Below are 22,734 nucleotides of genomic sequence, written 5' to 3' on the forward strand. Positions count from 1 at the left end.
CCCAATGCCCTGAGCGTCAGTGGCGAGGGCACCATCGTGCCGGTGCGGACCTGCCTCGGTGTGTCCGCGGCACTGCGCGGACGACCCAGTCTCATCTCCGCTTCACAAATGAAGCAGAGATGAAGCCAGCCGTCAGACCCTACAAGCGTCGCGGTCAGTCGTGGGCGAGGTCGGCGAAGCGGCTGTAGTGCAGCTGATGGGCGACGGTGATCGTCGCGGTCGGCCCCGCGCGGTGCTTCGCGATGATCAGGTCGGCTTCGCCCGCGCGCGGGTCGTCCCGCTCCCACGCGTCCGGGCGGTTGACCAGGATGACCAGGTCGGCGTCCTGCTCCAGTGAGCCGGACTCACGCAGGTCGGACAGCATCGGGCGCTTGTCCGTCCGCTGCTCCGGACCACGGTTCAGCTGGCTGATCGCGATCACCGGGACCTCGATCTCCTTGGCCAGCAGCTTCATCTGCCGGGAGAACTCCGAGACCTCCTGCTGCCGCGATTCGACGCGCTTGCCGGAGGTCATCAGCTGCAGGTAGTCGAGGACGACGAGCTTGAGGTCGTGCCGCTGCTTGAGCCGCCGGGCCTTCGCGCGGATCTCCATCATCGTCATGTTCGGCGAGTCGTCGACGAACAGCGGCGCCTCGGACACCTCGCTCATCCGCCGGGCCAGCCGGGTCCAGTCGTCGTCGGACATCTTGCCGCCGCGCATGTCGGCGAGGCGGATCCGCGCCTCGGCCGAGAGCATGCGCATGACGATCTCGGTCCGGCTCATTTCCAGCGAGAAGATGACGCTGGTCATGCCGTGCTTGATCGAGGCCGACCGGGCGAAGTCCAGGCCGAGTGTCGACTTACCGACACCGGGGCGCGCCGCGACGATGATCATCTGGCCGGGGTGCAGGCCGTTGGTCAGCTCGTCGAAGTCGGCGAAACCGGTGGGGATGCCCTGGGCCTGCCCGCCGCGCGAGGCGATCGCGTCGATCTCGTCCATGGTCGGCTGGAGCAGATCCTCCAGCGCGACGTAGTCCTCACTGGTGCGCCGCTCGGTGACGTCGTAGATCGCGGCCTGGGCGCGGTCGACGACCTCGTCGATGTTCGCCCCGTCCCCCGCCGCGGCACCGTAGCCGTATTGCACGATCCGGGTGCCCGCCTCGACGAGGCGGCGCAGTACCGCCTTCTCCGAGACGATCTCGGCGTAGTACCCGGCGTTGGCGGCCGTCGGCACCATCGCGATCAGCGTGTGCAGGTACGGCGCGCCGCCGACCCTGCCCAGCTCGCCGCGACGCTCCAGCTCGGCCGACACGGTGATCGGGTCGGCGGGCTCGCCGCGGCCGTAGAGGTCGAGAATGCAGTCGTAGATGGCCTGGTGCGCCGGCCGGTAGAAGTCGTCGGGCCCGAGTGCCTCGATGACGTCGGCGACCGCGTCCTTGGACAGCAGCATGCCGCCGAGCACGGACTGCTCGGCCGCCATGTCCTGCGGCGGCTGGCGGTCGAACTCGCCGGGCCGGGGGCCGGGATCGGCCGGACCCGGGTCCGAATCCGCGTACGTCGGACCGCGGTCGTCGGTCAGCGCCACCGCTGCGGACACCTCCTCGTCACTCGAACAACAGTTCGATTATGCCGGACTTTCCCCTGCTTTCCCACCCGGCCACGGTGCCTGCCCCGATCATGTCCCCGCGACGGATTCCCGTGGCGGAGAAACGCCGGGAACGTCGCCGGAGAGCACCCTGAGTGCCCGGCCCGGCGGGCAACCGTAGAACCCCCGGACGGAGCAATGCAATTCCGGTTGGGGACGGCGTTGTGGACAAGCTGGGGATGGATGGGGGCAATCAATCACAGGTGGCCGCGAGCCTGTGGGTAACTTGGGGACAAACTTGGGGCAAGTTAGCAAAGTCGCAGGTCAAGCCCTGTGTGTAAGCTGTGGAGAACTTCATCGAAACTCGTACGGCGTGTCGCGGGAAGTCCGTTGATCGGCGTGTCGCGAAGGTCGGCGCACCCTGTGGACAGCGTCACCTGTGGATGAATACTACGGAGCGTAGAGCGATGACCCGGTGGGCTGAACGGTGGTAGCGCTCAGCCCGCGCTGAGCCTGCCCTGTGCGCTGCGTAACCGTTCGCCGAGAACCCGCTGGTCGGCCGGGGTGAAGGCGATCCGAGGCTCGCCACGCCCCGGTACCTCTTCGGTCAGCCAGCGGCCTTCCGAGGTATCGATGTAGTTCACCGGGCGTTCGATCCGCTGCCTGCTCCCGCTGCGGTTCCGCGCCGCGACGTACAGGCTGCCGCTCCCCATTCGGCGTAACGCGAGGATGCGGCGAAGCTCCTCCGCCTCCTGCCCGGCCGCGCTCGGCCGGTCGCCGCGCAGGACCGAGTAGCCGTCGTCCCGGGCGCTCGCGGACCCGCCCGAGGAGTCCAGCTCGCTCTTCGGCACCGACAGCGCGCGCCCCCGGCCCGGGGCGAGCTTGGGGATCTGCCCGAGGAAGCCGTCCAGCACCTCGCTCGGGTGCGTCGAGGCCAGCACGACCTGGTCGTACTCGCCGTGCTTGGCCAGCACGAACCCTTCACCGCCCGCGCTGCCCGCGTACAGGGAATAGCTCAGCGACCTGCCCTCGTAGCCGCCGTCGACCCAGCCGTAGTACTCCAGCTGCGGCCTGGCGACCGCCTCCAGCGTCGCGATCAGTCCGGGATGCACCCCGCGCGGACCGGTGAGGCCCTGCGCGGCGAGCTCGGCGTTGGTGCGCTCGTCCTCGGTGCGCTGAGCCTCGTCGCTGTACCAGGTCGGTACCTCGGCGAGGATCAGATGCGGCTCGCCGCCACGACGGCGGATCAGGTTGATCAAGGTGCCGGTCGTGACCGTGACCTGCTTGTCCAGCACCGCTGGTTCCCCCCTGGTGAATGTCTGCGGGCGCCCGGACACGCCGGGCGCGCCCATCTTGGCACGTGCCCGGCCTGACCGGATGGCTTACTCGCCGATGACGGGCGGTGCGGTCAGCTCGTCGGTGCCGAAGATGTCGTTGGGGTCGTCGCCGAGCAGGAACTTCGAGCTGCGCTCCTCGTCCTCGCCGCCCTTGCCCTTGGCACCGTGGCCCATACCGCCCATGCCGCCACCCATTCCGGCACGCCCGGCGCCCGCCGCGCCCGCGCCACCCGCACCGGCGGCGCCAGCACCACCGGCTCCGGCGCCCGCCGCGCCGCTGCCGGGGATCGCGGCCCCGGTGCCGCTCCCGCCAGGGCCGAACCCGGCCCCACCGGGGCCGAAGCCGGAGTCCGCGCCGCCGGGCCCGAACCCGCCACCGGGGATGTCGACCCCGCCGCCCCCGCCGGGGCCAAAGCCGCCGCCACCGCCGCCGAAACCGCTGCCGGGGATCTTCGGCGGGGTCCAGCCGGACGCGTTGGTGTTGTCGTTCCAGCCCGGCACGTTCGGCCGCTGGTAGTCGCTGCCGGGAATGTCCGGCTTGTAACCGGGGATGTCCGGCGGCCGGTAGTCGCCGCCGGGAATCTTCGGCAGGTCACCCGGTTTGTAACCGCCGGGCGGCAGCCCGCCGCCGGGAATCGGGATGCCGCCAGGCGGAATCCCACCGCCGGGAGGCATGCCACCGGGGGGCACACCGCCGCCAGGAGGAACGCCGCCGCCGGGCTTCTTGCCGTCGTCGCCCGGTTTCTTGCCGTCGTCCTTGCCGGGATCGACCTCGACGTTGCGCTGCTGCCCCTCCAACGCGTTGTAGGTCGGCATCTTCTGGCCGTTGGTGTTGCTCGCCGTGAAGTACTCGTTGAACGCGTCGACGTTCGCCTGGCCGTTGCGGTTGTAGTCGCGGATGGCCCGGTCGGTGTCGGTGGTCCACGGCGTGATCGAGTTCAGCAGGTTGTTCTTCGGCGGGTCCTTCGGCACCTCGACGACCTTGGCCTTCACCGTGGTGAACGCCGTGTGCTGCTCGCCGAGGTACTTGTCGCTGTCGGCCAGCTTCTTGCCGGAGTCGTCCATCCACGCCCGCAGCGGGTGCGCGCCCGCCTGCTGCGCGGCCTCGGAGCCCTGCCCGGTCCACGCGGCGTCCATCTCCTTGGCCAGCTGGTCGATGGTGTTCAGCCGGTCCTGGTAGGAACCCTTGAGCCGGTTGGCCGCGCCCTGACCCTCCTCGATGGAGCCCGGGCCGGGGCCGTGGTAGATCTTTTCCCAGATGTCGTAGCAGTTGATCTTGCGATCGCCCTGCGCCGACTCGTAGTCGTTCGAGTGCGTGGTCGCCATGTTGTAGGCCGAGAACCCGGCGACGATCGGGAGCAGGAACAGCACCATGGCTCAGCCCTCTTTCAGCGTCTGAATCATCGCTTCGCCGATTTTCTCCACCACCGGGCACGGCGTCTTGGCATCCGATCCCCGGTCCAGCTGCGCGAGGATCTTCACCGACAGCTGGTCGGTGACCCCGACGAAGAGTCCGCACTGGCCGCTGGTGCGGTAGTCCTTCGCCGCCGCGTAAACCCCCGGGTACCCGGCGACCTGGGTCGGCTCGAAGTACTCCTGGTTCGCCTTGGTGTCGTAGACGTCGCTCAGCCCGTTCTTGTTGTCCGTCACGACGGCGAGGTTGATCTGGTTGCCCGGCTCGTCGGTGTAGGTGTAGACGCAGGACGGGTTGCCCGAGCTGCTGCGCGGGGTGCCGGTGCCGAGCTTCAGCGTGCTGAGCTTCGCCGGGGACAGCGCCGCACACGCGTTGCTCTGCAGCGACGACACGTTCAACGGGGCCGGGACCTTCGGCGCGGAACCGCCGCCCGGCCCGGTGGCGGAGTCCGCCGACGAGGGCGCGGGCGCCGCGGTGCCGCCGGTCGTGCCCGAACAACCCGCGACGGTGAGCGCGGCCGCGGCGACAGCGAGCAGCAGGGGACGTCGAGTACTCATGAACTCTGCTTCCCCGCCTTCGACATGTCCGCCTGGGTCTCGGCTTCCTTGGTGGTGATCTTCTTCTTCGCGTCGAGCAGGGCGTCGACGTAGTTCTTGACGTACTCCTGCATCTTCTTGTTCTGCTCCAGGAACGCCTTGCCGGACGGGTTCGCCAGCTTCTCCCAGTCGCCGCTCGCGAACTCCTTGCCCGGCGCCTTGATACCCGCCATCAGGTCCGCGTCGGCGGCGTCGTTCTTGAGCTGGGTCTGCAGGTCCTGCCACTTCTTGATGACGCCGTCGATCTTGTCCGCGTCGAAGGAGAACCCGCCACCTCCGCCGCCGCTGTTCCCGGCCGGGGTCGCCGAGGTCTTCGGCGCCTCCATGCTGACCTTTTCCTGGCGCCGCTGCTCGGCGTTGCTGTCGTACCCGTCAGGCATCGTTCGCTACATCCCCTTTGCGTCCCCATGCGCACCAATGAGTCTCATAATGCCCCGGGCCCCCGTCAAGCCGAACCGTCCTGGGTCCGACGCGCCCGCGCGGCGTGGGGTTCCCCGAAAAGCGTGAAGGCGGGGTGCCTCCCGATCGGGAAGCACCCCGCCTTCACTTCAGTTACGCCTGAAGCGCGGGCCTGGCCTACTTGGCGGCCTTGACCTCGAGCCGCACGTCGACCTTCACCTGCGGGTGCAGCCGCGCGGTGGCGGAGTGCTTGCCCACGGTCTTGATGTGCTCACGCAGCTCGATAACGCGCTTGTCCAGCAGCGGACCGCCGGCGGCCTTGATCGCGTCGATGATGTCGCCCGAGGTGATCGAGCCGAAGAGCTTCTTGGAGCCCTCGGCCGCCTTGGCGGACAGCTGAACGGCGCCGAGGCCCTCCAGGACCGCCTTGATCTCCTTGGCGTGGTCGAGGTCGCGGATGCGACGGCTCTCCTGCGCCCGCTTGATGGTCCGTACGTTCTTCTCGGCACCCTTGGTGGCCACGATCGCGTAGCCACGCGGGAGCAGGTAGTTACGGGCGTACCCGTCCTTGACCTCGACGATGTCGCCGGGGCCGCCGAGGTTCGCCACGTCGGTGGTGAGAATGATCTTCGCCATGACTCAGCTCCCTCAGCGCGCAGTCGACGTGTAGGGCAGCAGCGCCATCTCGCGCGAGTTCTTCACCGCGATGGCGATGTCCCGCTGGTGCTGGCTGCAGTTGCCGGTGACCCGGCGGGCACGGATCTTGCCGCGGTCGGAGATGTACTTCCGCAGCAGGTTCGTGTCCTTGTAGTCGATCAGTTCCGGACGGCCCTTCTTCTCGGCCTTGCAGAACACGCAGACCTTCTTCTTGGGCTTACGAATGGGTGGCTTGGCCACTGTGTACTCCTGGAAATTTCACGTTTGGTTGCGTAGCTCGCGCGCGCCGGGGCCGTCCGGGCCCTCGGGCGGCGCCGATCAGAAGGGCGGCTCGTCGGAGAAGCCGCCGCCACCGCTGCTGGCGGGCGGGGCCGAGCCCCACGGGTCGTCGGCGGGCGCGCCGCCGCCACCACCGGAGGGTGCGCCGCCGAAGCCGCCGCCACCACCGCCGCCGCTACCGCGGCTGACCTTGTTCACCTTGGCCGTGGCGTACCGCAGGGACGGGCCGATCTCGTCGACCTCGAGCTCCACGACGGTGCGCTTCTCGCCTTCCTTGGTCTCGAAGGACCGCTGCTTGAGCCGGCCCTGCACGACCACCCGCGCGCCGCGGGTCAGCGACTCGGCGACGTTCTCCGCCGCCTGACGCCAGATGTTGCAGCGCAGGAACAGCGCCTCGCCGTCCTTCCACTCGCCGGACTGCCGGTCGAGCGTGCGGGGCGTGGACGCGACCGTGAAGTTCGCGACCGCCGCGCCGGACGGGGTGAAGCGGAGTTCCGGGTCGGACGTCAGGTTGCCGATCACCGTGATGACGGTGTCTCCAGCCATCGGGGGACGTTCCCTTCGGCTCAGGCCTTGGCGGCGGCGGGCTTGGCCGCGGCGCGCTTGACCTCGCGGCGCATGACCTTGGTGCGCAGGACGGTTTCCTGCAGCGAGAGCTGGCGGTCGAGCTCCTTGACGGCGTCGGCCGTGGAGTTCAGGTCCAGCAGGGCGTAGATGCCCTCGGCGTGCTTCTTGATCTCGTACGAAAGGCGACGGCGTCCCCAGACGTCGACCTTCTCCACGGCTCCGCCCGAAGTACGGATCACGTTGAGGAAGTTGTCCAGGGTCGGGGCCACCGTGCGCTCGTCGAGCGTGGGGTCCAGGATGACCATTACCTCGTAATGGCGTGACACAACCACTCACCTCCTATGGGCTCGCGGCCATGGACGTTCCATGGCAGGAGGGTATGTCGGGGTAGAGCGTACCTACGGGTACCGACAGTTCCGCGCGCAGGGTCCCGGGGCTCAGCTCGTCCGGCGCAGCACCCAGGTCCGGACCAGTCCGGCGGTGACGCCGGCCAGCACGATCACCGCGAGCAGCATCGGCAGCTGGACGGTGTTCACGGCGTTCGACGAGGCGAGGGACTCGGCGTTGCCCGCGTTGCGGATGTCCGCGCCCTGTCCGCTGCTGCCGTCCTGGCCCTGGCCGAACTGCGGCGCCGTGCCGTCGCCGGGCAGCTGCCCGGTGGCCGGGTAACGGACGCCGGGGGCGACCGCGACGCCGGGGGTCGCCGTCGGGATGCCGCTGTAGTCCCGCTGCGGCGCGGTGCCGGTGCCGGATCCGGGGAGCAGGTTGGCCAGGTTCCCGCCGCCGTTCGGCGAGGTGCTGGCGCCCGCGCCGCCGGGCCGCGAGCCGGGCGAGGCCGGGTCGGACCGCGGCGTGCTCGGCGGGGAGTAGTTGGTGGCCAGCGTGGTCAGCCCGCAGTTGCCCGCGACCTTCTTCTGGATGGCCGACAGCACCTGGTTCTGGGTGCTCGGCAGGACGCCGAGGCCGTTCGAGCCCTTCAGCGCGTTCGACACCGCCGTGCCGATGGCGTCGCCCTGGATCGGGCCGCCCGCGGACTGGGGCACCTGGCCGACGCCGAGCGCGCCCTTGTTCGCGATGGTGTCGGCCAGCGCGTCCGGCCAGACCGTCAGGAAGTTGAAGAGGCCGACCTGCTCGCGTGCCGCGGTGCGGACGAGTTCCTTCACCGACGAACCCTGCACGGCGACGGTGTCGCCCATGCTGCCGTTGACTGTGCCGCTGCACCCGTTCGCGAGCGTGGTCGCGGCCGACGCGGTGCCGGAGCTCAGGAAGGCGCCGCCGGTCACGAGTGCGGCGAGTGCGGTGGCGGTCAGTGCCTTGCGGGTCGTCTGCCAGGTGGGGAGTTTCCGCACGAGCGCTGTCCTCCAGGGTCCGTGGGCGTCGTCGATGGCACCAGGGTCAACGAGTGACTCCACGGAAAGATACTCGGCAGTCGGGCTAATGAGTAGCGGCCATTCGGCGAAGAACCCAGGTACGGACAAGGCCCGCGCTGACTCCGGAGAGTGCCAGCACGGCGACGAGCACGGGCAGACCGGCGCCGTTCGAGGGACCACCGGAGCCCGGTAGCGCCACCGCCTGTCCCGCGTTCTGGATCTCGGCCGCGCCACCGTTCGGTGCCTGTTGCTCCTCCGAAAGCCCGTACTGCGGGGCGTAGCCCGGGATCTGGCCGCCGTAGCGGAGGCCGGGGGCCGGGGAGAACAGGCCGGCGAGCGAGATCGGGATGTCGCTGTAGTCCCGCATCGGCGCGTAACCGGTGGACAGCGCGAACGGCAGCCCGTCGAAGCTCGGGCTGTACCCGCCCGCGAGCACCGGGCTGTTGGCCTCCGGAATGGGCACCGTGCTCTGCCGGGGGCCGCCCTGCGCGGGCGCGCCGGGAGCACCGGGCCCGCCCTGCTGCGGTGGCGGAGACCCTGGCGCGGGCTTCTCGGGCGCGGGCTTGCCGCCGCCGGTGAGTGCCTGGCTCGCGCCGTTCGTGACACCGGCGACGCCCTGGTTGATCGCGCTCGCGGCGGGCGCGCCGACGACCGGGACCGGCGCGACCACGGTGTCCACCACGGTCACGGTCACCTTGCACACGGTGCCGAGCAGGGCGTTGATCGTCCCGGTGAGCACTCCGGAGACCTGGCCGACGATGCCCAGGTTGAGCGGGATGCCGAGCAGTGGGGTGGAACCGAAGATCGTGTCGCCCGGCTTCGCGGTGACGGAGCTGCCACACGGGACGGTTTTGCTTTCGGCCGCGGTGGCGGCGCCGGGCATGGCCAGTGCGGCCGAACCGGCGAGAACGAAGGCGGACGCGCCTACCGCGGTTGCCCTCCGTACACGACTCTGCATGGCCGGTCCCTTTCCCCGCCGTCGGTTCTCACCCAGGACAACGACGGTAACGAAGACGAGTGACGCCCGCTCCCTCGAAGCTTTCGCGCATTCGAGTGGAAACGGGCGTCACGGGCCGTAGCGGAGAGGGGTCAAGCGGCCTTGCCGCGGAGCCACGCCCGGACCAGCGCGGCCGCGACGACGGCCAGCGCCAGCACAGCGAGCAGCATCGGCAGCTTCTGCGGTGGCATCGCGGTCGGCAGCGCCTGCGCGGTGCCCGGCTTCTGGTCGACCGTCGGCACCTGGGTGTCCGGGACCTGGCCGGGGACGACCTGGGTGATCACCGGCGCCTGGGTGAAGTTCGCGGGCAGCACGAGCCCGGCGCCCAATCCGGCGATCGAGTCGCCGACGCCACCGGGCACGCCGGGGCCGATGACGACCGGATCGAGGTGGTTGCCGGGAGTCGAGCCCGGTCCGCCCGGCTCGCCGGGCCCGGGCGGGACCGGGGGCGTCGGCTTCGGGTCCTGACCGGGTGGCGGCTGCTGCGGTGGCTGCTGCCCGGGCGGCTCCTCGCCGGGTGGCGGCTGACCGGTGGCACCGCGCAGCAGGTTCTGGGTGGTGTCCCCGACGGTGTTGGCGACCCCCTGCGCCACCGGGCACACGCCCTTGGCGGCCGCGTCGCCGACGACCGGGACCTCGCCAACGCCGAGCGCCTTGACCGCGTCCCCCACGGGGAGTTTCAGCAGCGGGTCCTTGCCGTCCTTGGCCTTCGACGTCGAGTCCAGCCCCACGGTGAGCGCGCCCGGCGCGGCGAGCGGCGCGCCGGCGTCCAGCGTGAGCCCGGAACCCGGCTTGCCCTTCTGCAGGGAGGCCGCGCAGTCGCCGCCGAGCGTCGGATCCGGTTTGCCGGCCGCGGCAGCCTGCCCCGGAAGGGCGAGCGTGCCCGCGATGGCCGTGACGAACCCCAGGACGGTGATCCGGCGCGCGTTCTTCCCCATAGAGTCGCCTCCGGCCTTTCAGCCAACGTGGATCACGGAACGCGCTCACCGTACTCCACGAGCGTCACCAACCGGGCCATAAGGGGCGAGGTTCGCCCGGAGTAGCGTGCCGCACATGCAGATTGGCGCCCACGTCCGTGACGACGATCCCCTGTCCGCGGTCGCCGAACGCGAAGCCGACGTCGTCCAGTTCTTCCTTTCCGACCCGCAGGGCTGGAAGGCCCCGAAGCCGCATCCGCACGGCGACGCGATCAAGGATCACCCGGTCGAGGTGTTCATCCACGCGCCGTACCTGATCAACGTGGCTTCGCTGAACAACAAGATCCGCATCCCCTCGCGGAAGAACGTCACCCAGCAGGCGAACGGCGCGGCCGCGATCGGCGCGAAGGGGCTGATCGTGCACGGCGGGCACGTCCGCGACGGCGAGGACGCCGAAGAGGGCCTGCTGAACTGGCGCAAGCTGTTCGAGCGCGAGGCCGAAAAGGGCGGGTTCGCGGTGCCGATCCTGATCGAGAACACCGCGGGCGGCGACAACGCGATGACCCGTGACATGGACACGATCGCGCGGCTGTGGGACAAGGTCGGCGAGTTCGGCGCCGGGTTCTGCTTCGACACCTGCCACGCGTTCGCCGCGGGCTGGGACCTGGCGGACGCGGTGGCGAAGATCAAGGCCATCACCGGCCGGATCGACCTGGTGCACCTCAACAACTCCCGCGACGAGTTCGGCTCCACCCGCGACCGGCACGCCAACATCATCGGCGGCGACGGCACGATCGATCCCGAACTGCTCGTCGCGGTGGCCCGCGAGGCGAACGCGCCGGTGGTCGTCGAGACACCGGGCGACGGCCAGGCCGCCGACATCGCCTACCTGCGGAAGGCCCTCGCTTCCTGACAGTGTCGTTGCGGCGTGGGACGATGGCGCTTGAGGTGAAGGAGGGGTCATGACCGCGGTTCCGGTGCCTCCCGCCGAGCTACTCAGCATCGAGGACTACGTGGCGCTCGGTGAGATCGAGCACGGCCGATACGAACTCATGGAAGGCCGTCTCCTGGTGTCGCCGAGTCCTGCGCCGACGCACATGATCGCGGTCTACGAGCTGTGCGCGCGGGTGAAGGAGCAGCTGCCGCGTTCGCTGCGGGTCGTGCCCGACGTCGATCTGGATCTCGAATTCGCCCGCCCCGGCGAGCCGGGCTGGTCTCGGCGCCCTGACCTCCTGGTCGTCACCGAGGACGGCTTGGCAAGGGCCAACCGTGAGGACGGGCTGTTGCGCGCGTCCGAGGTCGTGGTCGTGGCGGAGGTGGTTTCGCCGGGTTCCGAACGGACGGACTTCGTGACCAAGCGGGCGGAGTACGCCGCCGCCGGTATCCCGCAGTACTGGATCGCCGACCTGCGCAGCCCGGTCTCGCTGATGCCCTGCCGGCTGGACGGCGATTCCGGCGGCTACCAGGACCCCGGCGGCCACACCGGCCCGTTCACCACCATGGTCGCGGATCACCAGGGGAACCGGTTCCCGGTTCGGCTCGACCCCCGGGATCTGCTCGACTGACTCCTGTTCCCGGCCGCGGTCAGGACGTCGGCACGGTTTCGGCGCGGTGCCGGGGTTTCGCGCGGGGCCGGAACCGGTCGGCCGCCCCGTCCAGGACACCACCCGCCGGGTCGTCGTCACCGGCCAGCCGCACCGGATCGGTGGCGGGCCGGTAGATCTCCCGCAGCACCAGCACGCACAGCCCGGCGACGGCCAGATCCCGCACGATCACCGTGCCGAGGAACCAGCTCTCGGGCAGGCCCTTGTGATCGACGCCGAGGTAGTAGAACATCCGCGGCGCCCACACCAGCGCGTCGATCACCATCCAGCCGAGCAGCAGCCGCCAGCGCGGGATCGCCAGCACCGCCAGCGGCACGAGCCACAGTGAGTACTGCGGGCTCCACACCTTGTTCGTCAGCAGGAACGCGGCCACCACGAGGAAGGCGAGCTGCGCGACGCGCGGGCGCCGGGGCGCGGTGAGCGCCACGTAGGCGAGTCCGGCGCAGCAGGCCAGGAACAGCACGGCGACCACCGCGTTGAGCCAGACCGGGTTCTGTCCTTTTTGGAGGATCCCGTCGAACCCGGTCCAGCCGGTGAAGTACGCGAAGACGTTGTAGAGCGAGTCCGGGTCCATCGGGCGCAGGGTGTTGAGCCGGAAGAACTCCTCCCAGCCGCGGGTCGCGAACACCAGGAACGGCACGTTGACGACCAGCCAGGTGCCGGCCGTGACCCCGGCGGCGCGGCCCCATTCGCGGAGTCTGCCCGCGCGCAGGCACAGCACGAACAGCACGCCGAGCAGGAACAGCGGGTAGAGCTTCGCGGCCGCGCCGAGGCCGAGCAGCAGTCCGGTCAGCCACGGCCGTTTGCGGGACCAGGCGAGCAGGCCTGCCGCGGTGAACGCGGTGGCGATGGCGTCGAAGTTGGTGAACGCGTGGACCAGCACCAGCGGGGAGATCGCCACCAGTACGGCGTCCCACGGGCGGCGTTTCGCGACGCGGCCGGTCGCCCACACCGTCACCAGCCAGGCGAGCGCGAGCCAGAACGCGACGAGGTTGAAGTACACCGCCACCGGGATCGCGCCGGGAAGCCAGCCCGCGTTCGACAGCGTGAGCCAGCCGTCGGCCAGCCGCGCGTTCGCCCACTGGAAGAGCCCGGTGACGACCGGGTACTCCATGTACCGCGTGCCGTTCTCCGCGGTTTGGGTGCTTTCGAGCCACGACGAGGTGTAAGGGAACTTGTCCGGGTCGTTCAGGTGCTCGGAGGAGTAGAGCGGGACGACGTCGGAGTAGCACATCGCGACGAACGGGCGGCCCGACCGCCAGTCGAGCTGGGTGGTGCCCGCGCCGTCGGTGTACTGCTGGATGCAGGACGCCTTGCCGAACCAGCACAGCACCAGCGCGAGCACGGCCAGCAGCAGGCCGACCCGCTGCGGCGACCAGAACCAGTGCCTGCCGACGGCCGCGTGTTCCCCGAGCGGTCCGCCCAGCGGTCTGGTCACCGCGGCGATCACCGGGTCGGTCCGGCTCGGGACGATCCGGTCCCGGGAGGAGAGCGTGGCCGGAGCGCCTTCGGGCTCGGGGGCGATGGTCTGGTCGGACACGTCGCGGATGGTACCGGTCGGTAAGTCACGACCATGTCATCTTGGGTCCACGAAGAACTTCGACAGCACTTCCGCGGCGGCGCCGCGGGACACGATTTTCTCGCCGAGACCGTCCACTTCGACCTCGATGCGCTGCCATCGCGGCAGGGGCAGCAGCTCACCCAGGCGGGCGAGCACGGTGTCGCGGTAGACCTCCGGCGCGGCCCGCACCGCGCGGCCCGCCAGCACGATCCGTTCGAGGTCGAGGACCTGCACCAGATCGGCGAGCCCGATGCCGAGCAGGCCCGCCGCCGTCTCGGTGTCCGCCGCGGTGTTGTGGAGGACCTCGACGCAGCCACGGCGTCCGCATCCGCAGCGCGGCCCGTCGAAGGCCAGCGTGGTGTGCCCGAACTCGCCCGCGTTCGTGCGTGGCCCCCGGTAGAGCCTGCCGTCGATGAGCAGCCCGACGCCGATGCCGGTGCCGACCAGCACCACCGCCGTCGCGGTGTTGTCCGCGTGCGGCCAGTTCCGGGCGAACGCGGCGGTGTTGGTGTTCTTGTCCAGCGTCACCGGCAGCCCGGTCCGTTCGGCGAGGAGATCGCGCAGCGGGATGTCGTGCCAGCCGGGCATGTTGGTCGCGCCGCGGACGATCCCGGCGTCGTGGTCGAGCGGTCCGACGGCGCCGACGCCGAGGCCGAGTACGCCTTCGGCCCCGACGGCGAGCTGCCGGGTCGCGTCGGCGATCGCGGTGACGGCCTGCTCGGGCGTGAAGCCCAGCGGGAGGGGGCCACCGATCGACGCCTCGACGGCGCCGGTCAGGTCCGTGCGGAGGACGTGGAACTCGTCGCGGTCGAGCCGCGCCCCGATCGCGTGCCGGGCGTGCGCGCGGATCCGCAGGAGGGTGCGGGGTTTGCCGACACCGGACGCGGGCTGGCGTTCCTCGTCGAGCAGGCCGAGGGCGACCAGCTCGGGGACGATCTTCGACACCGCCTGCTGGGTCAGCCCGGTGCGCTCGGCGAGCTCGACGCGGCTCAGCCCGCCCGCGCGCAGAATGTGGGTGAGCAGCAGGGCGCGATTGTGCTGGCGTACCCCGCGCAGATTGACCCCGGTTTCCGACATGTCCTGATCCTGGCACGACTGGATAATTTGGCAACACTGTTGTTTAATTGGGACATGACTGAGCTGCGGGTCGGGATCCTGGGATACGGCATCGGCGGACGGGTGTTCCACGCGCCGCTGGTCGCGGCGACGCCGGGGCTGAGGCCCGCGATGATCGTCACCGGCGACCCCGAGCGGGCCGCGCGGGCACGCGCCGATCACCCCGGCGCGGACGTCGTCCCGGACGCGGACGCGTTGTTCTCCCGCGTCGGCGAACTGGACCTGATCGTGGTCAGCACGCCGAACCGCACGCACGTCCCGCTCGCGCTGCGGGCGATCGAGGCCGGGAAGCCGGTGGTGGTGGACAAGCCGTTCGCGCCGACCGCCGCCGAGGCCGAGCGGGTCGTCGTCGCGGCGAAGGCGGCCGGTGTCGGGCTCACGGTGTTCCAGAACCGCCGCTTCGACTCCGACTTCCGCACCGTCTGCCAGGTGCTCGGCTCCGGTCGGCTCGGCGAGGTCTTCCGCTTCGAGTCCCGGTACGACCGGTGGGTGCCGAAGCCGAAGGACAACTGGCGCGAGTTCGGCGATCCCGCCGAAGCGGGTGGGCTGCTCTACGATCTCGGCGCGCACATCGTCGACCAGGCGCTGCGGCTGTTCGGCCCGGTCGCCGAGGTGTACGCGGAGGTCGACCGGCACCGCGCCGGTGCCCAGGTCGACGACGACGTCTTCGTCGCGCTCCACCACGTCAACGGCGTCCGCTCGCACCTGTGGTCCTCCGCGCTGGCCGGCACCCGTAACCCGCGCTTCCGGGTGCTCGGCGACAAGGCGACCTTCACCAAGTACGGCCTCGACGTGCAGGAGCCGCAGATCAAGGCGGGCCTGCGGCCGGGCGACGACGGCTGGGGCGTCGAGCCCGAGGCCGACGCGGGCACCCTCGGCGTGAACGACGATGTCGAGATCGTGCCCACCCTGGACGGGCGCTACCAGGACTTCTACGCCCAGGTCCTGGCCGCCCTCCGTGACGGGGCCCCGTTCCCGGTCGATCCGGCCGAGGCCGTCGAGGCGTTGCGGGTCATCGAGGCGGCGCACCTCGCGGGCCGGGAACGCCGCGTCGTGCGGTTACTTCCCGGCGAGTAGCCCTTCGAGGACGTCGGCCGCGGCCGGGGCGCCACCGGCGGCGCGGATCTCCGCCCGCATGCCCTTCAGGTTCGTGGCGATCTCCGCGTTGTCCACAATGGACAAAACGGCTTCGCGGAGGTTCGACGCGGTCACGTCGGCGGGCGGAAGGTGTTTCCCGAGGCCGAGTTCGGCGATCCGGTCGGCGTTCGCGCGTTGTTCGGCCATCTGCGGGATCGCGACCAGCGGCACCTCGAAGTTCAGTGCCTCCATGGTCGACCCCATCCCGGCGTGCGTGACGAAGGCCTTCGCGTGCCGCAGCACGCTCAGCTGCGGCACGGACCTGTGCAGTTCGACGTGCTCGGGTACCTCGCCGAGCGCCGCGTGGTCGACCTGCTCGCCGGTCACCAGCACCACGTGCAGGTCGGTGTCCTCGAACGCCCGCAGGCAGGTCCGGTAGAACTCCGGGCGCTCGTTGTAGGCGGTGCCGAACGAAACGAGCACGACGCGCCGTCCGGACGTGGGCGGTGCCCAGTCGCCCTGGAACGTCCGGTCCCCCAGCGCGGGGCCGACGAAGTGACGGTCGGCCGCGAAGGTGTCCCCCGCGAACTGGAAGGCGCGCGGCAGGAACACCAGATGCGCGTTCGCCCCGGTGCCGTCGAGGACGTGGGGCCCTTTGACTCCATGACGTGCCGTGAACGCCCCGAGCCTGGCCCCGGTCAGCAGCACCCGTGGACTCAGCAGGTTTATCTCGAAGTACTTGTTCAGCGACCAGTGCTCGTTGCTCACCAGGTTGGGCCAGCTGACCACGACCGGCCTGCGCCACCGCGCCGCGAGCAGCCGCCCCCACCAGGCGACCGGGCCGTCCTGGACGACGAGATCCGGCAGGTCGTCCCCGATCGCGGCGGCCACCTGGGCGAACACCGACCTGGTTTCGGCCAGGTTTCCGGCCATCGCGCGGCCGATGTCCTTGCGGTCGAAGTTCGGCGCCTTGGTGAAGTTCTTCTCGTAGGTCGACTCGTATTCGACGAGCCGGGCCCCGGTTTCGGCGATCCGGTCGGCGAACAGCGCCGGGGCGGCGTAGGTGACGCGGTGCCCGCGCCGCACGAGCTCGGCGGCGACGCCGAGTGTCGGATTTACGTGCCCGATGCCGAGCGGCACGCAGAACAGAACATTCACGATTCCCCCCTGGTGGCGTGGATGAACAACGTGACGAGTTCACCGGCGTAGGCGGTCAGATCGAGATCGGGCGAGTGCGCCCACTGGTTGAGGGCCCCGTCGATCGCGGACCGGATGGTCACCGTCATCACGGCCGGATCGAAGTCGCGGAATTCGCCGGTGCGCTGGCCCTCACGGAGGAGTTCCTCGATCGCGCGTTCACGGGGCTCGCCGTGTTCGTTGTCGTAGCGCTGGTCGCCGTTCGCGTCGCGCCGGTTCGGGAAGATCTGGCGCAGCGCGAGCAACTGGGCGCGGTGCAGCCGCATGTACTCGAGGCTGGTTTCCAGGAAGACGGTGAGCTTTTCCGTCGCCGTGGTCGCGGCCGCCAGCCGGGGGCCGATGAACTCGGCGGTGTCGGTGAAGACGTCGAGGACGATCTGTTCCAGCAGCTCGTCCTTACCGCTGAAGTGGTAGGAGATGACGCCCTTGCTGGTCCCCGCGCGGGCGGCGATCTTGGCCAGCGACGCCGCCGCGAACCCCTGCTCGGCGATGACGTCGATCGCGCAGTCCACGAACTGACGACGTCTGGCCAGCTCGGTAAAGGTTGGGCCGCTCACCCTGGAATCTGACCGCATGGCCAGAACATAGCACTAGTGGTCAAAACACTGAAGGGCGTTTCCGAGACCCGGAAACGCCCTTCAGCGCGAGGATCGTGCTCAGGTGTCGTCGCCCTCTTCCGTCGGGAAGGGGAACGACGTCGGCGGCCTGCCGTGCGTGCGCGAGTGGGACGGTCGCGACGGCCGGGTGTGCGAGGGCGAGGACTCGGTCGGCGCCGTGGGTGTGGTCGTCGGCCGGTCGTCATCGTCGGGGTCCTTCGACGCCGAAGTCGACGGTGGCGGCGGGGCCTGCTCGCCGATCAGCTTGACCGTGCCGAACTTCTCCGGCGGCTTGCCCGCCAGATACAGCTGCATGAACTTCGCCCAGGTCGGGCCAGCCACCGTCGAGCCGTAGAGCGGCTGGTTCTTCTTGTCGTGCAACGCGATGTTCCCGTCGCCGCCGACCCACACCGCGGCCGAGAGCGACGGGGTGTAGCCGACCATCCAGGTCTGCGCGTTGGCGTTGGCCGCCGAGGCCGGGTCACCCGGCTGCGGGGCGTACTGCTGGGTGCCGGTCTTGCCCGCGCACTCGTGCCCCGGCGGGCAGGCGAGGTGGGAGAACTGGATGACCGGCTTCAGCGCCGTCGTCACGTTGCCCGCGATCTGCTTGGACTTTTCGTTGTCGCTCGCGAACGCGGCCTTGCCGCTCGTCTTCGCCTCGTACGCGGTCTCGTTCTGCGAGTTGACCACCTTCACCACGAAGTGGCGGTCCCGCTGGACACCGTCCGCGGCGAACGTCGCGTAGGCCGAGGCCATGTCCACGGGCGACACCTCGGTCTTGCCGCCGCCGAGGGAGATGTTGTTGTCGTCGGTGAACAGCACCGACTGGCCGCCCTCGGCCTTGGTCCGGATTCCCGCCTCCTTCGCGGCGGTCCCGACCGGGCCGGGGTGGGTCTTGTTCATGACCATGTCGTAGAACACCGTGTTCGCGGACCGCTTCATCGCCTCCGCCACGGTGCACTGCTGGCTACAGCTCGAATCCGGCCCCGCGTTGCGCACCGTCCGGTTGTCGAAGACGCGGTTGTCGGTCCCGTCGAAGGTGTCGTTGATCCCCTTGCCCATCTTGAGGTACGCGACCAGGTCGAAGGGCTTCATCGACGAGCCGGGGTTGCGGGGCTGGTTCGCCCGGTCGGGGGCCGCCTTCTCCTCGCCGTCCGAGCCCTTCACGGTCTCCGGGCCGCCGTAATAGGCCAGCACGCCGCCGGTCTTGGGGTCGACGGCGACGAGTGCGCTCAGCAGCCGGTCGTCGGTCTGGCCCTGCATGCCCTCCTTGACCGCCTGCTCGGCGGCCTGCTGCGCCTTCGGGTCGATGGTGGTCTGGACCTTGTAGCCGCCCGAGTAATACTTGTCCTCGGTGATGCCCTGTGCCGCCAGTTCGTCCCTGACCTGCACGGCGAGGAGCCGGTTCGGCGCCCCGGACTGCTGCTTGCTCTGCGAGAGTGGGATCGGTACCGGGAACTGCGCCGACTGGCGCTCGGCCGCGGTGATGTAGTTGTTCTGCCGCATCCGGTCGATCGCGGTGGTCCACCGGTCGCGCGCGACCTTGTCCTGCTCCGACCGGCCCGGCTGCTGGATGAGGCCGGCGAGCAGTGCCGCCTCGGAGTAGTTGAGCTGGGCGGCGTCCTTGTGGAAGAAGGCCTGCGAGGCCGCGCCGACGCCGTACGCACCGCGTCCGAAGTAGATGATGTTCAGGTACGCGGTGATGATGTCCTTCTTCTCGAACGTCTGGTTCATCTTGAAGGACTTGGCCAGCTCGGTCCACTTGCGCGTCAGGGTCGGCGCGTCGTTGTCGGTGGCCTTTTTGATGTACTGCTGGGAAATCGTCGAGCCACCGCCGTCGCCGCCGGTGACCTGGTTGTACACCGCGCGCAGGATGGCGGTGAAGTCGAAGCCGCTGTTGGTCTCGAACGTCGAGTCCTCGGTGGCGATCGCGGCGTGCTTCATCACCTCCGGGATCTGGTCAGGGCCGAGGATCTGCCGGTTCGTGCCGGACGGACTGTCCTTGCCCATCTCGGAACCGTCGGCGTAGAGGTAGGTCACGGCCTGGCTCTGCGAGCGCGCCACGTCGGTCGGTGAGGGGACGTCGACGGAGAAGTAGGTGATCACGAAGGCGATCGACGGGACTATCACGAAGAGACCGAACGCGACGTAGGCGGTGCGGCGGATCCGGCGCCAGCGGCGCTTCTTGCGCTGCGCGGGAGTCAGCTCGGCACCCGGTCCGGCCTCGGACTCCGGTGGCGGGCCCTCCATCCGTCTCTGCCGCGGTTCGAACTCGCCCGGTTCGGTCCCGTTGTGGACGTGGTGGGTCATCAACTCGGGCTCACGAGTGGGCGGCCCGGTCATCGGACGGCCCGGCGGGCGCTGCTGCGGGGGCGGCCGGTAGCCGGGCGGCGGCCCGGGGCGCCGGGGCGGCATTCCGCCCCCTGGCATCCCGCCGGGCGGGGTACCAGGGTGTGGCGGACCGCCGGGGGTGGGACGACGCCATGGCTCGGGATCCTGATTCGGCCAGGAGCGGGTGGGGTCGTCGTTCACGTGTGGGTCCTCCGGGAAGCGCGGTGGGCCGCGGACGCAGCCCTCCTTGCCAAGGAGGACGTTCGAGGCCGGGAGCGGGTTTACTCGGATTTGCTTGAAAGCACGAAAAAGGCGGGGCGTGCGTAGTGCACACCCCGCCTTTTTCGTCCGTTCGGACTAGTTCGGTGGAGCCGGACCGCCGCCGGCGCCCGGATTGCCGTTCCCGCCGTGCGAGGCCCCGCCGTCACCGCCGCCGGGGAAGATCCCGGTCGGCCCCGGACGCCCGGTGGGCGTGGACGGTTTGGTGTGCGAGGTCGGGGGCGTGGTCTCTTCCGTCGGCGTGGTGGTCGGGGTGGTCGTCGGCGTCGGCGTTGTCGTCGGGGTCGGCGTGTTCGTCGGCGTGTAGGTCGGGGTCGGCGTCGCCGTCACGGTGTTCTTGCCGAGCAGCTTGGTCGTGCCGAACTTCTCCGGGGGCTTGCCCTTCAGATACGTCTGCATGAACTTCTGCCACGTCGGGCCCGCGACCGTCGACCCGTAGAGCGGCTGCCCGTTCTTGTCGTGCAGCGGCTTGTTGCCGTCACCGCCGACCCAGACCGCGGCGGACAGCGACGGCGTGTAGCCCACCATCCAGGTCTGCGCGTTCCGGTTGGCGTAGGACTGCGGGTCGTTCGGCTGCGGGTCGTACTGCTGCGTACCCGTCTTGCCCGCGCATTCGTGCCCGGCCGGGCACTGCAGCTTCGAGTGGTCGATGACCGGCTTGAGCGAGGTGGTCACGTTGCCCGCGATCTGCGTGCTCTTGCCCGCGTCGGGGTCGAAGGCGGGCTTGCCAGGGTCGTTGACCTCGAACTCCGTTTCTCCGGCGGAGTTCTGCATCTTCGCCACGAAGTGCTGGTCCCGGCGCAGGCCACCGGAGGCGAAGGTCGCGTACGAGGCGGCCATGTCCTCCGGGGTGGCGACGGTGGACCCACCGCCGAGGGAGATGTTGGCGTCGTCGCCCATCTTGGCCTGCCCGTTCGGCGCCAGCCGCATCCCGGCGGCCTTGGCCGCCTCGGCCACCGGCCCCGGCGTGGTCTTGTTGAGCACCATGTCGAAGAACACCGTGTTGGCCGAGATCTCCATGGCCTTCGCGACCGTGCACTGGGTGCTGCAACTGGAACTCGGGTCCGCGTTCTTGACGACGCGACCACCGAGCGAACGGTTGTTGGTCCCGTCGAAGGTGTCGCCGAGGCCCCCGCCCTTCTGGAGGAACGCGACGAGGTCGAAGGGCTTCATCGACGAGCCGGGGTTTCTCGCCTGATCGGCTCTGTCCTGGCCGAGCTGGTCCTTGCCGTTCTCGTCCTTCACGACCTCGGGGCCGCCGTAGTAGGCGAGAATCCCGCCGGTCTTCGGATCGACGGCGACCAGCGCGTTCTTCAGGTTCTCGTCGGTCTGGCCCTTCATCCCCTCCTGGATCGCCTGTTCGGCGGCCTTCTGCGCGGCCGGGTCGATCGTGGTGTAGACCCGCGCGCCGATGGCGTAGAGCTTCTTTTCGTCGTAGCCCTTGGCCGCCAGCTCGTCCTTCATCCGCTGCTTGACGAAGTAGGGGACCTCGCCGCCCTGGTCCTTCTTGGCCTGGCTGAGCGGAATCGGCGTCGGGAACTGGTAGTTCGCCCGCGTGGCCTGGTCGAGCCACTTGTACTTCACCATCATGTCGAGCACGTAGTTCCACCGCTTGGTGGCGTACTCGATGTTGCCCGACTTGCTCGGGCCCTGGATGAGTCCCGCGAGCAGCGCGGCCTGTGAGGCGTCGAGGTCCTTGACGTCCTTGTTGAAGTAGGACTTCGACGCCGCCTGGATCCCGTTCGCGCTACGGCCGAAGAAGATCGTGTTCAGGTAGGCGGTGATGATCTGCTCTTTGGACATCTGGTTGTTCATCTTGAACGACTTCGCCAGCTCCGTCCACTTGCGACTGAGCGTCGGCGCCTCGTTCTCGGTGGCCTTCTTGATGTACTGCTGGGAGATCGTCGAGCCGCCACCCTGACCACCGCTGACCTGGTTCACCGCGGCGCGCAGGATGCCGAGGATGTCGAAGCCGCTGTTGGTCTCGAACGTCGCGTCCTCGGCGGCGTACACCGCGTGCTTGACCACGTCGGGGATCTGGCCCGGCTGCAGCAGTTCCCGGTTCCCGCCGTCGGGGATGTCCTTCCCCATGACGTCGCCGTTGGCGTAGTAGAACGTCACCGGCTGGCTCTGCAGGGCCGCGATGCTCTCCGGCGTCGGCACGTCGACCAGGAAGTACGTGATCACGAACGCGATCGCCGGGATCACGAAGAAGATGCCGACGAAGGCGTAGACGCAGCGCCGGATGATCTTCCAGCGGCGCTTCTTGCGCTGCTTCGGCGTGAGCTGCTTCTTGCCCTTCTTGCCGTCCTCGGCCGGTTCGTCCGCCTCGGCGGCGAACTCGTGGAAGCGCGCGTCCTCGTCGTCGTAGCCGTCGTGACGGCGGTCGTCGTACCGGTCGTCGTACGGGTCGTACCCGAACTCGGTGCCGTTGTGCGCGTGGTGCGTGATCAGGTCGGGCTCGCGCTCGGGCGGTGGCACCGGCCGGCGACCGGGCGGGGGCTGCCGGAAGCCGCCGTTGCCCGGCGGCGGGCCGGGCGGGCGCCCACCGGGCGGCGGGCCCTGCCGACGCGGCGGCATGCCCTGCGGGGGACGTTGCGGGCGCTGCGGGCGCGCGGGCGGCTCATCGTCGGGCCACTGCGGACCCTGGTTCCCCGGTTCGTCACCGGTCGGCCAGGCGGGGCCGCCGTTCTGGGGGCCGCCGTTCGGCCGCGCGGTCCCGCGGGGCGGGGTGGCGCGGCGCTGCGGACGGCGCGGGGGTTCCTCACCCGGCCACGCGGGTCCTGGCTCTTCCCCCGGCCAAGCGGCACGGCGAGGTGCGTCGGGCTCCTGACTCGGCCAGGCGCTGCGGTCGTCGTTCACGAAGGGGCCTCCCA

The 22,734-nt window shown here is 69.9% G+C and carries 21 protein-coding genes; 3 read left to right on the forward strand and 18 right to left on the reverse strand.

Annotation, left to right across the window (positions count from 1 at the left end):
- Positions 1-154: 154 nt before the first annotated feature.
- From dnaB to ABD987_RS19015, 12 genes are all read right to left on the reverse strand, one after another.
- The gene (dnaB, locus tag ABD987_RS18960) at positions 155-1,564 is read right to left on the reverse strand and encodes a replicative DNA helicase (RefSeq protein ID WP_345396141.1); all 1,410 of its coding nucleotides are present in this window, start codon (positions 1,562-1,564) and stop codon (positions 155-157) included.
- Positions 1,565-2,061: 497 nt separating this feature from the next.
- The gene (locus ABD987_RS18965; protein ID WP_345394853.1) at positions 2,062-2,859 is read right to left on the reverse strand and encodes an ESX secretion-associated protein EspG; all 798 of its coding nucleotides are present in this window, start codon (positions 2,857-2,859) and stop codon (positions 2,062-2,064) included.
- 87 nt (positions 2,860-2,946) lie between these two features.
- On the reverse strand, positions 2,947-4,269 hold the full coding sequence (locus tag ABD987_RS18970; RefSeq protein ID WP_378214203.1) for a PPE domain-containing protein: 1,323 nt from the start codon (positions 4,267-4,269) through the stop codon (positions 2,947-2,949).
- Between the two features lie 9 nt (positions 4,270-4,278).
- The gene (locus tag ABD987_RS18975) at positions 4,279-4,872 is read right to left on the reverse strand and encodes a DUF3558 domain-containing protein (protein ID WP_345394859.1); all 594 of its coding nucleotides are present in this window, start codon (positions 4,870-4,872) and stop codon (positions 4,279-4,281) included.
- On the reverse strand, positions 4,869-5,237 hold the full coding sequence (locus ABD987_RS18980) for a hypothetical protein (protein ID WP_345396144.1): 369 nt from the start codon (positions 5,235-5,237) through the stop codon (positions 4,869-4,871). Before ABD987_RS18980 ends, ABD987_RS18975 begins: the two co-directional genes overlap by 4 nt.
- Before the next feature lie 250 nt (positions 5,238-5,487).
- A complete protein-coding gene (gene rplI / locus ABD987_RS18985) occupies positions 5,488-5,946 on the reverse strand; it encodes a 50S ribosomal protein L9 (protein ID WP_345394862.1) in 459 nt (152 codons plus the stop codon).
- A gap of 12 nt (positions 5,947-5,958) precedes the next feature.
- A complete protein-coding gene (gene rpsR / locus ABD987_RS18990) occupies positions 5,959-6,207 on the reverse strand; it encodes a 30S ribosomal protein S18 (protein WP_003098744.1) in 249 nt (82 codons plus the stop codon).
- Between the two features lie 78 nt (positions 6,208-6,285).
- On the reverse strand, positions 6,286-6,792 hold the full coding sequence (locus ABD987_RS18995) for a single-stranded DNA-binding protein (RefSeq protein ID WP_345394865.1): 507 nt from the start codon (positions 6,790-6,792) through the stop codon (positions 6,286-6,288).
- A gap of 20 nt (positions 6,793-6,812) precedes the next feature.
- Positions 6,813-7,139 (reverse strand): 30S ribosomal protein S6, encoded by a 327-nt coding sequence (gene rpsF, locus ABD987_RS19000; RefSeq protein WP_345394868.1) that lies wholly within the window; start codon positions 7,137-7,139, stop codon positions 6,813-6,815.
- Between the two features lie 111 nt (positions 7,140-7,250).
- Positions 7,251-8,162 carry a hypothetical protein gene (locus ABD987_RS19005; protein WP_345394871.1) on the reverse strand — a complete coding sequence of 304 codons (912 nt, stop codon included), beginning with the start codon at positions 8,160-8,162 and terminating at the stop codon, positions 7,251-7,253.
- Between the two features lie 85 nt (positions 8,163-8,247).
- Positions 8,248-9,141 carry a hypothetical protein gene (locus ABD987_RS19010; RefSeq protein WP_345394874.1) on the reverse strand — a complete coding sequence of 298 codons (894 nt, stop codon included), beginning with the start codon at positions 9,139-9,141 and terminating at the stop codon, positions 8,248-8,250.
- A 131-nt stretch (positions 9,142-9,272) separates the two neighbouring features.
- Positions 9,273-10,118, reverse strand: a complete 846-nt coding sequence (locus tag ABD987_RS19015) for a hypothetical protein (protein ID WP_345394877.1) — start codon at positions 10,116-10,118, stop codon at positions 9,273-9,275.
- Positions 10,119-10,233: 115 nt separating this feature from the next.
- On the opposite strand from ABD987_RS19015, the gene ABD987_RS19020 reads away from it, so the two are divergent.
- On the forward strand, positions 10,234-11,010 hold the full coding sequence (locus tag ABD987_RS19020; RefSeq protein WP_345394880.1) for a deoxyribonuclease IV: 777 nt from the start codon (positions 10,234-10,236) through the stop codon (positions 11,008-11,010).
- A gap of 49 nt (positions 11,011-11,059) precedes the next feature.
- Entirely contained in the window at positions 11,060-11,662 is a 603-nt protein-coding gene (locus ABD987_RS19025; RefSeq protein ID WP_345394883.1) for a Uma2 family endonuclease, read from the forward strand.
- A gap of 19 nt (positions 11,663-11,681) precedes the next feature.
- Here ABD987_RS19025 and ABD987_RS19030 read toward each other — a convergent pair whose 3' ends face one another.
- Both ABD987_RS19030 and ABD987_RS19035 read right to left on the reverse strand, forming a co-directional pair.
- Positions 11,682-13,241 (reverse strand): glycosyltransferase family 87 protein, encoded by a 1,560-nt coding sequence (locus ABD987_RS19030; RefSeq protein WP_345394886.1) that lies wholly within the window; start codon positions 13,239-13,241, stop codon positions 11,682-11,684.
- Between the two features lie 36 nt (positions 13,242-13,277).
- On the reverse strand, positions 13,278-14,339 hold the full coding sequence (locus ABD987_RS19035) for an ROK family transcriptional regulator (RefSeq protein WP_345394888.1): 1,062 nt from the start codon (positions 14,337-14,339) through the stop codon (positions 13,278-13,280).
- 54 nt (positions 14,340-14,393) lie between these two features.
- Between ABD987_RS19035 and ABD987_RS19040 the strand changes: the two genes are divergently transcribed.
- Positions 14,394-15,455 carry a Gfo/Idh/MocA family oxidoreductase gene (locus ABD987_RS19040; RefSeq protein ID WP_345394891.1) on the forward strand — a complete coding sequence of 354 codons (1,062 nt, stop codon included), beginning with the start codon at positions 14,394-14,396 and terminating at the stop codon, positions 15,453-15,455.
- Here the strand turns inward: ABD987_RS19040 and ABD987_RS19045 are convergent.
- From ABD987_RS19045 to ABD987_RS19060, 4 genes are all read right to left on the reverse strand, one after another.
- Positions 15,438-16,613, reverse strand: a complete 1,176-nt coding sequence (locus ABD987_RS19045; RefSeq protein WP_345394894.1) for a macrolide family glycosyltransferase — start codon at positions 16,611-16,613, stop codon at positions 15,438-15,440. The two genes, ABD987_RS19040 and ABD987_RS19045, sit on opposite strands and share 18 nt — an antisense overlap.
- Entirely contained in the window at positions 16,610-17,209 is a 600-nt protein-coding gene (locus ABD987_RS19050; protein ID WP_345394897.1) for a TetR/AcrR family transcriptional regulator, read from the reverse strand. Before ABD987_RS19050 ends, ABD987_RS19045 begins: the two co-directional genes overlap by 4 nt.
- A gap of 99 nt (positions 17,210-17,308) precedes the next feature.
- Complete coding sequence (locus tag ABD987_RS19055; RefSeq protein ID WP_378214191.1) at positions 17,309-19,663, reverse strand: transglycosylase domain-containing protein; 2,355 nt, start codon at positions 19,661-19,663, stop codon at positions 17,309-17,311.
- A gap of 273 nt (positions 19,664-19,936) precedes the next feature.
- Positions 19,937-22,720, reverse strand: coding sequence for a transglycosylase domain-containing protein (locus ABD987_RS19060; RefSeq protein ID WP_345394903.1), 2,784 nt, complete (start codon positions 22,718-22,720; stop codon positions 19,937-19,939).
- Positions 22,721-22,734 lie beyond the last annotated feature (14 nt).

It is taken from the genome of Amycolatopsis samaneae, assembly GCF_039541975.1.
Classification (GTDB): domain Bacteria; phylum Actinomycetota; class Actinomycetes; order Mycobacteriales; family Pseudonocardiaceae; genus Amycolatopsis; species Amycolatopsis samaneae.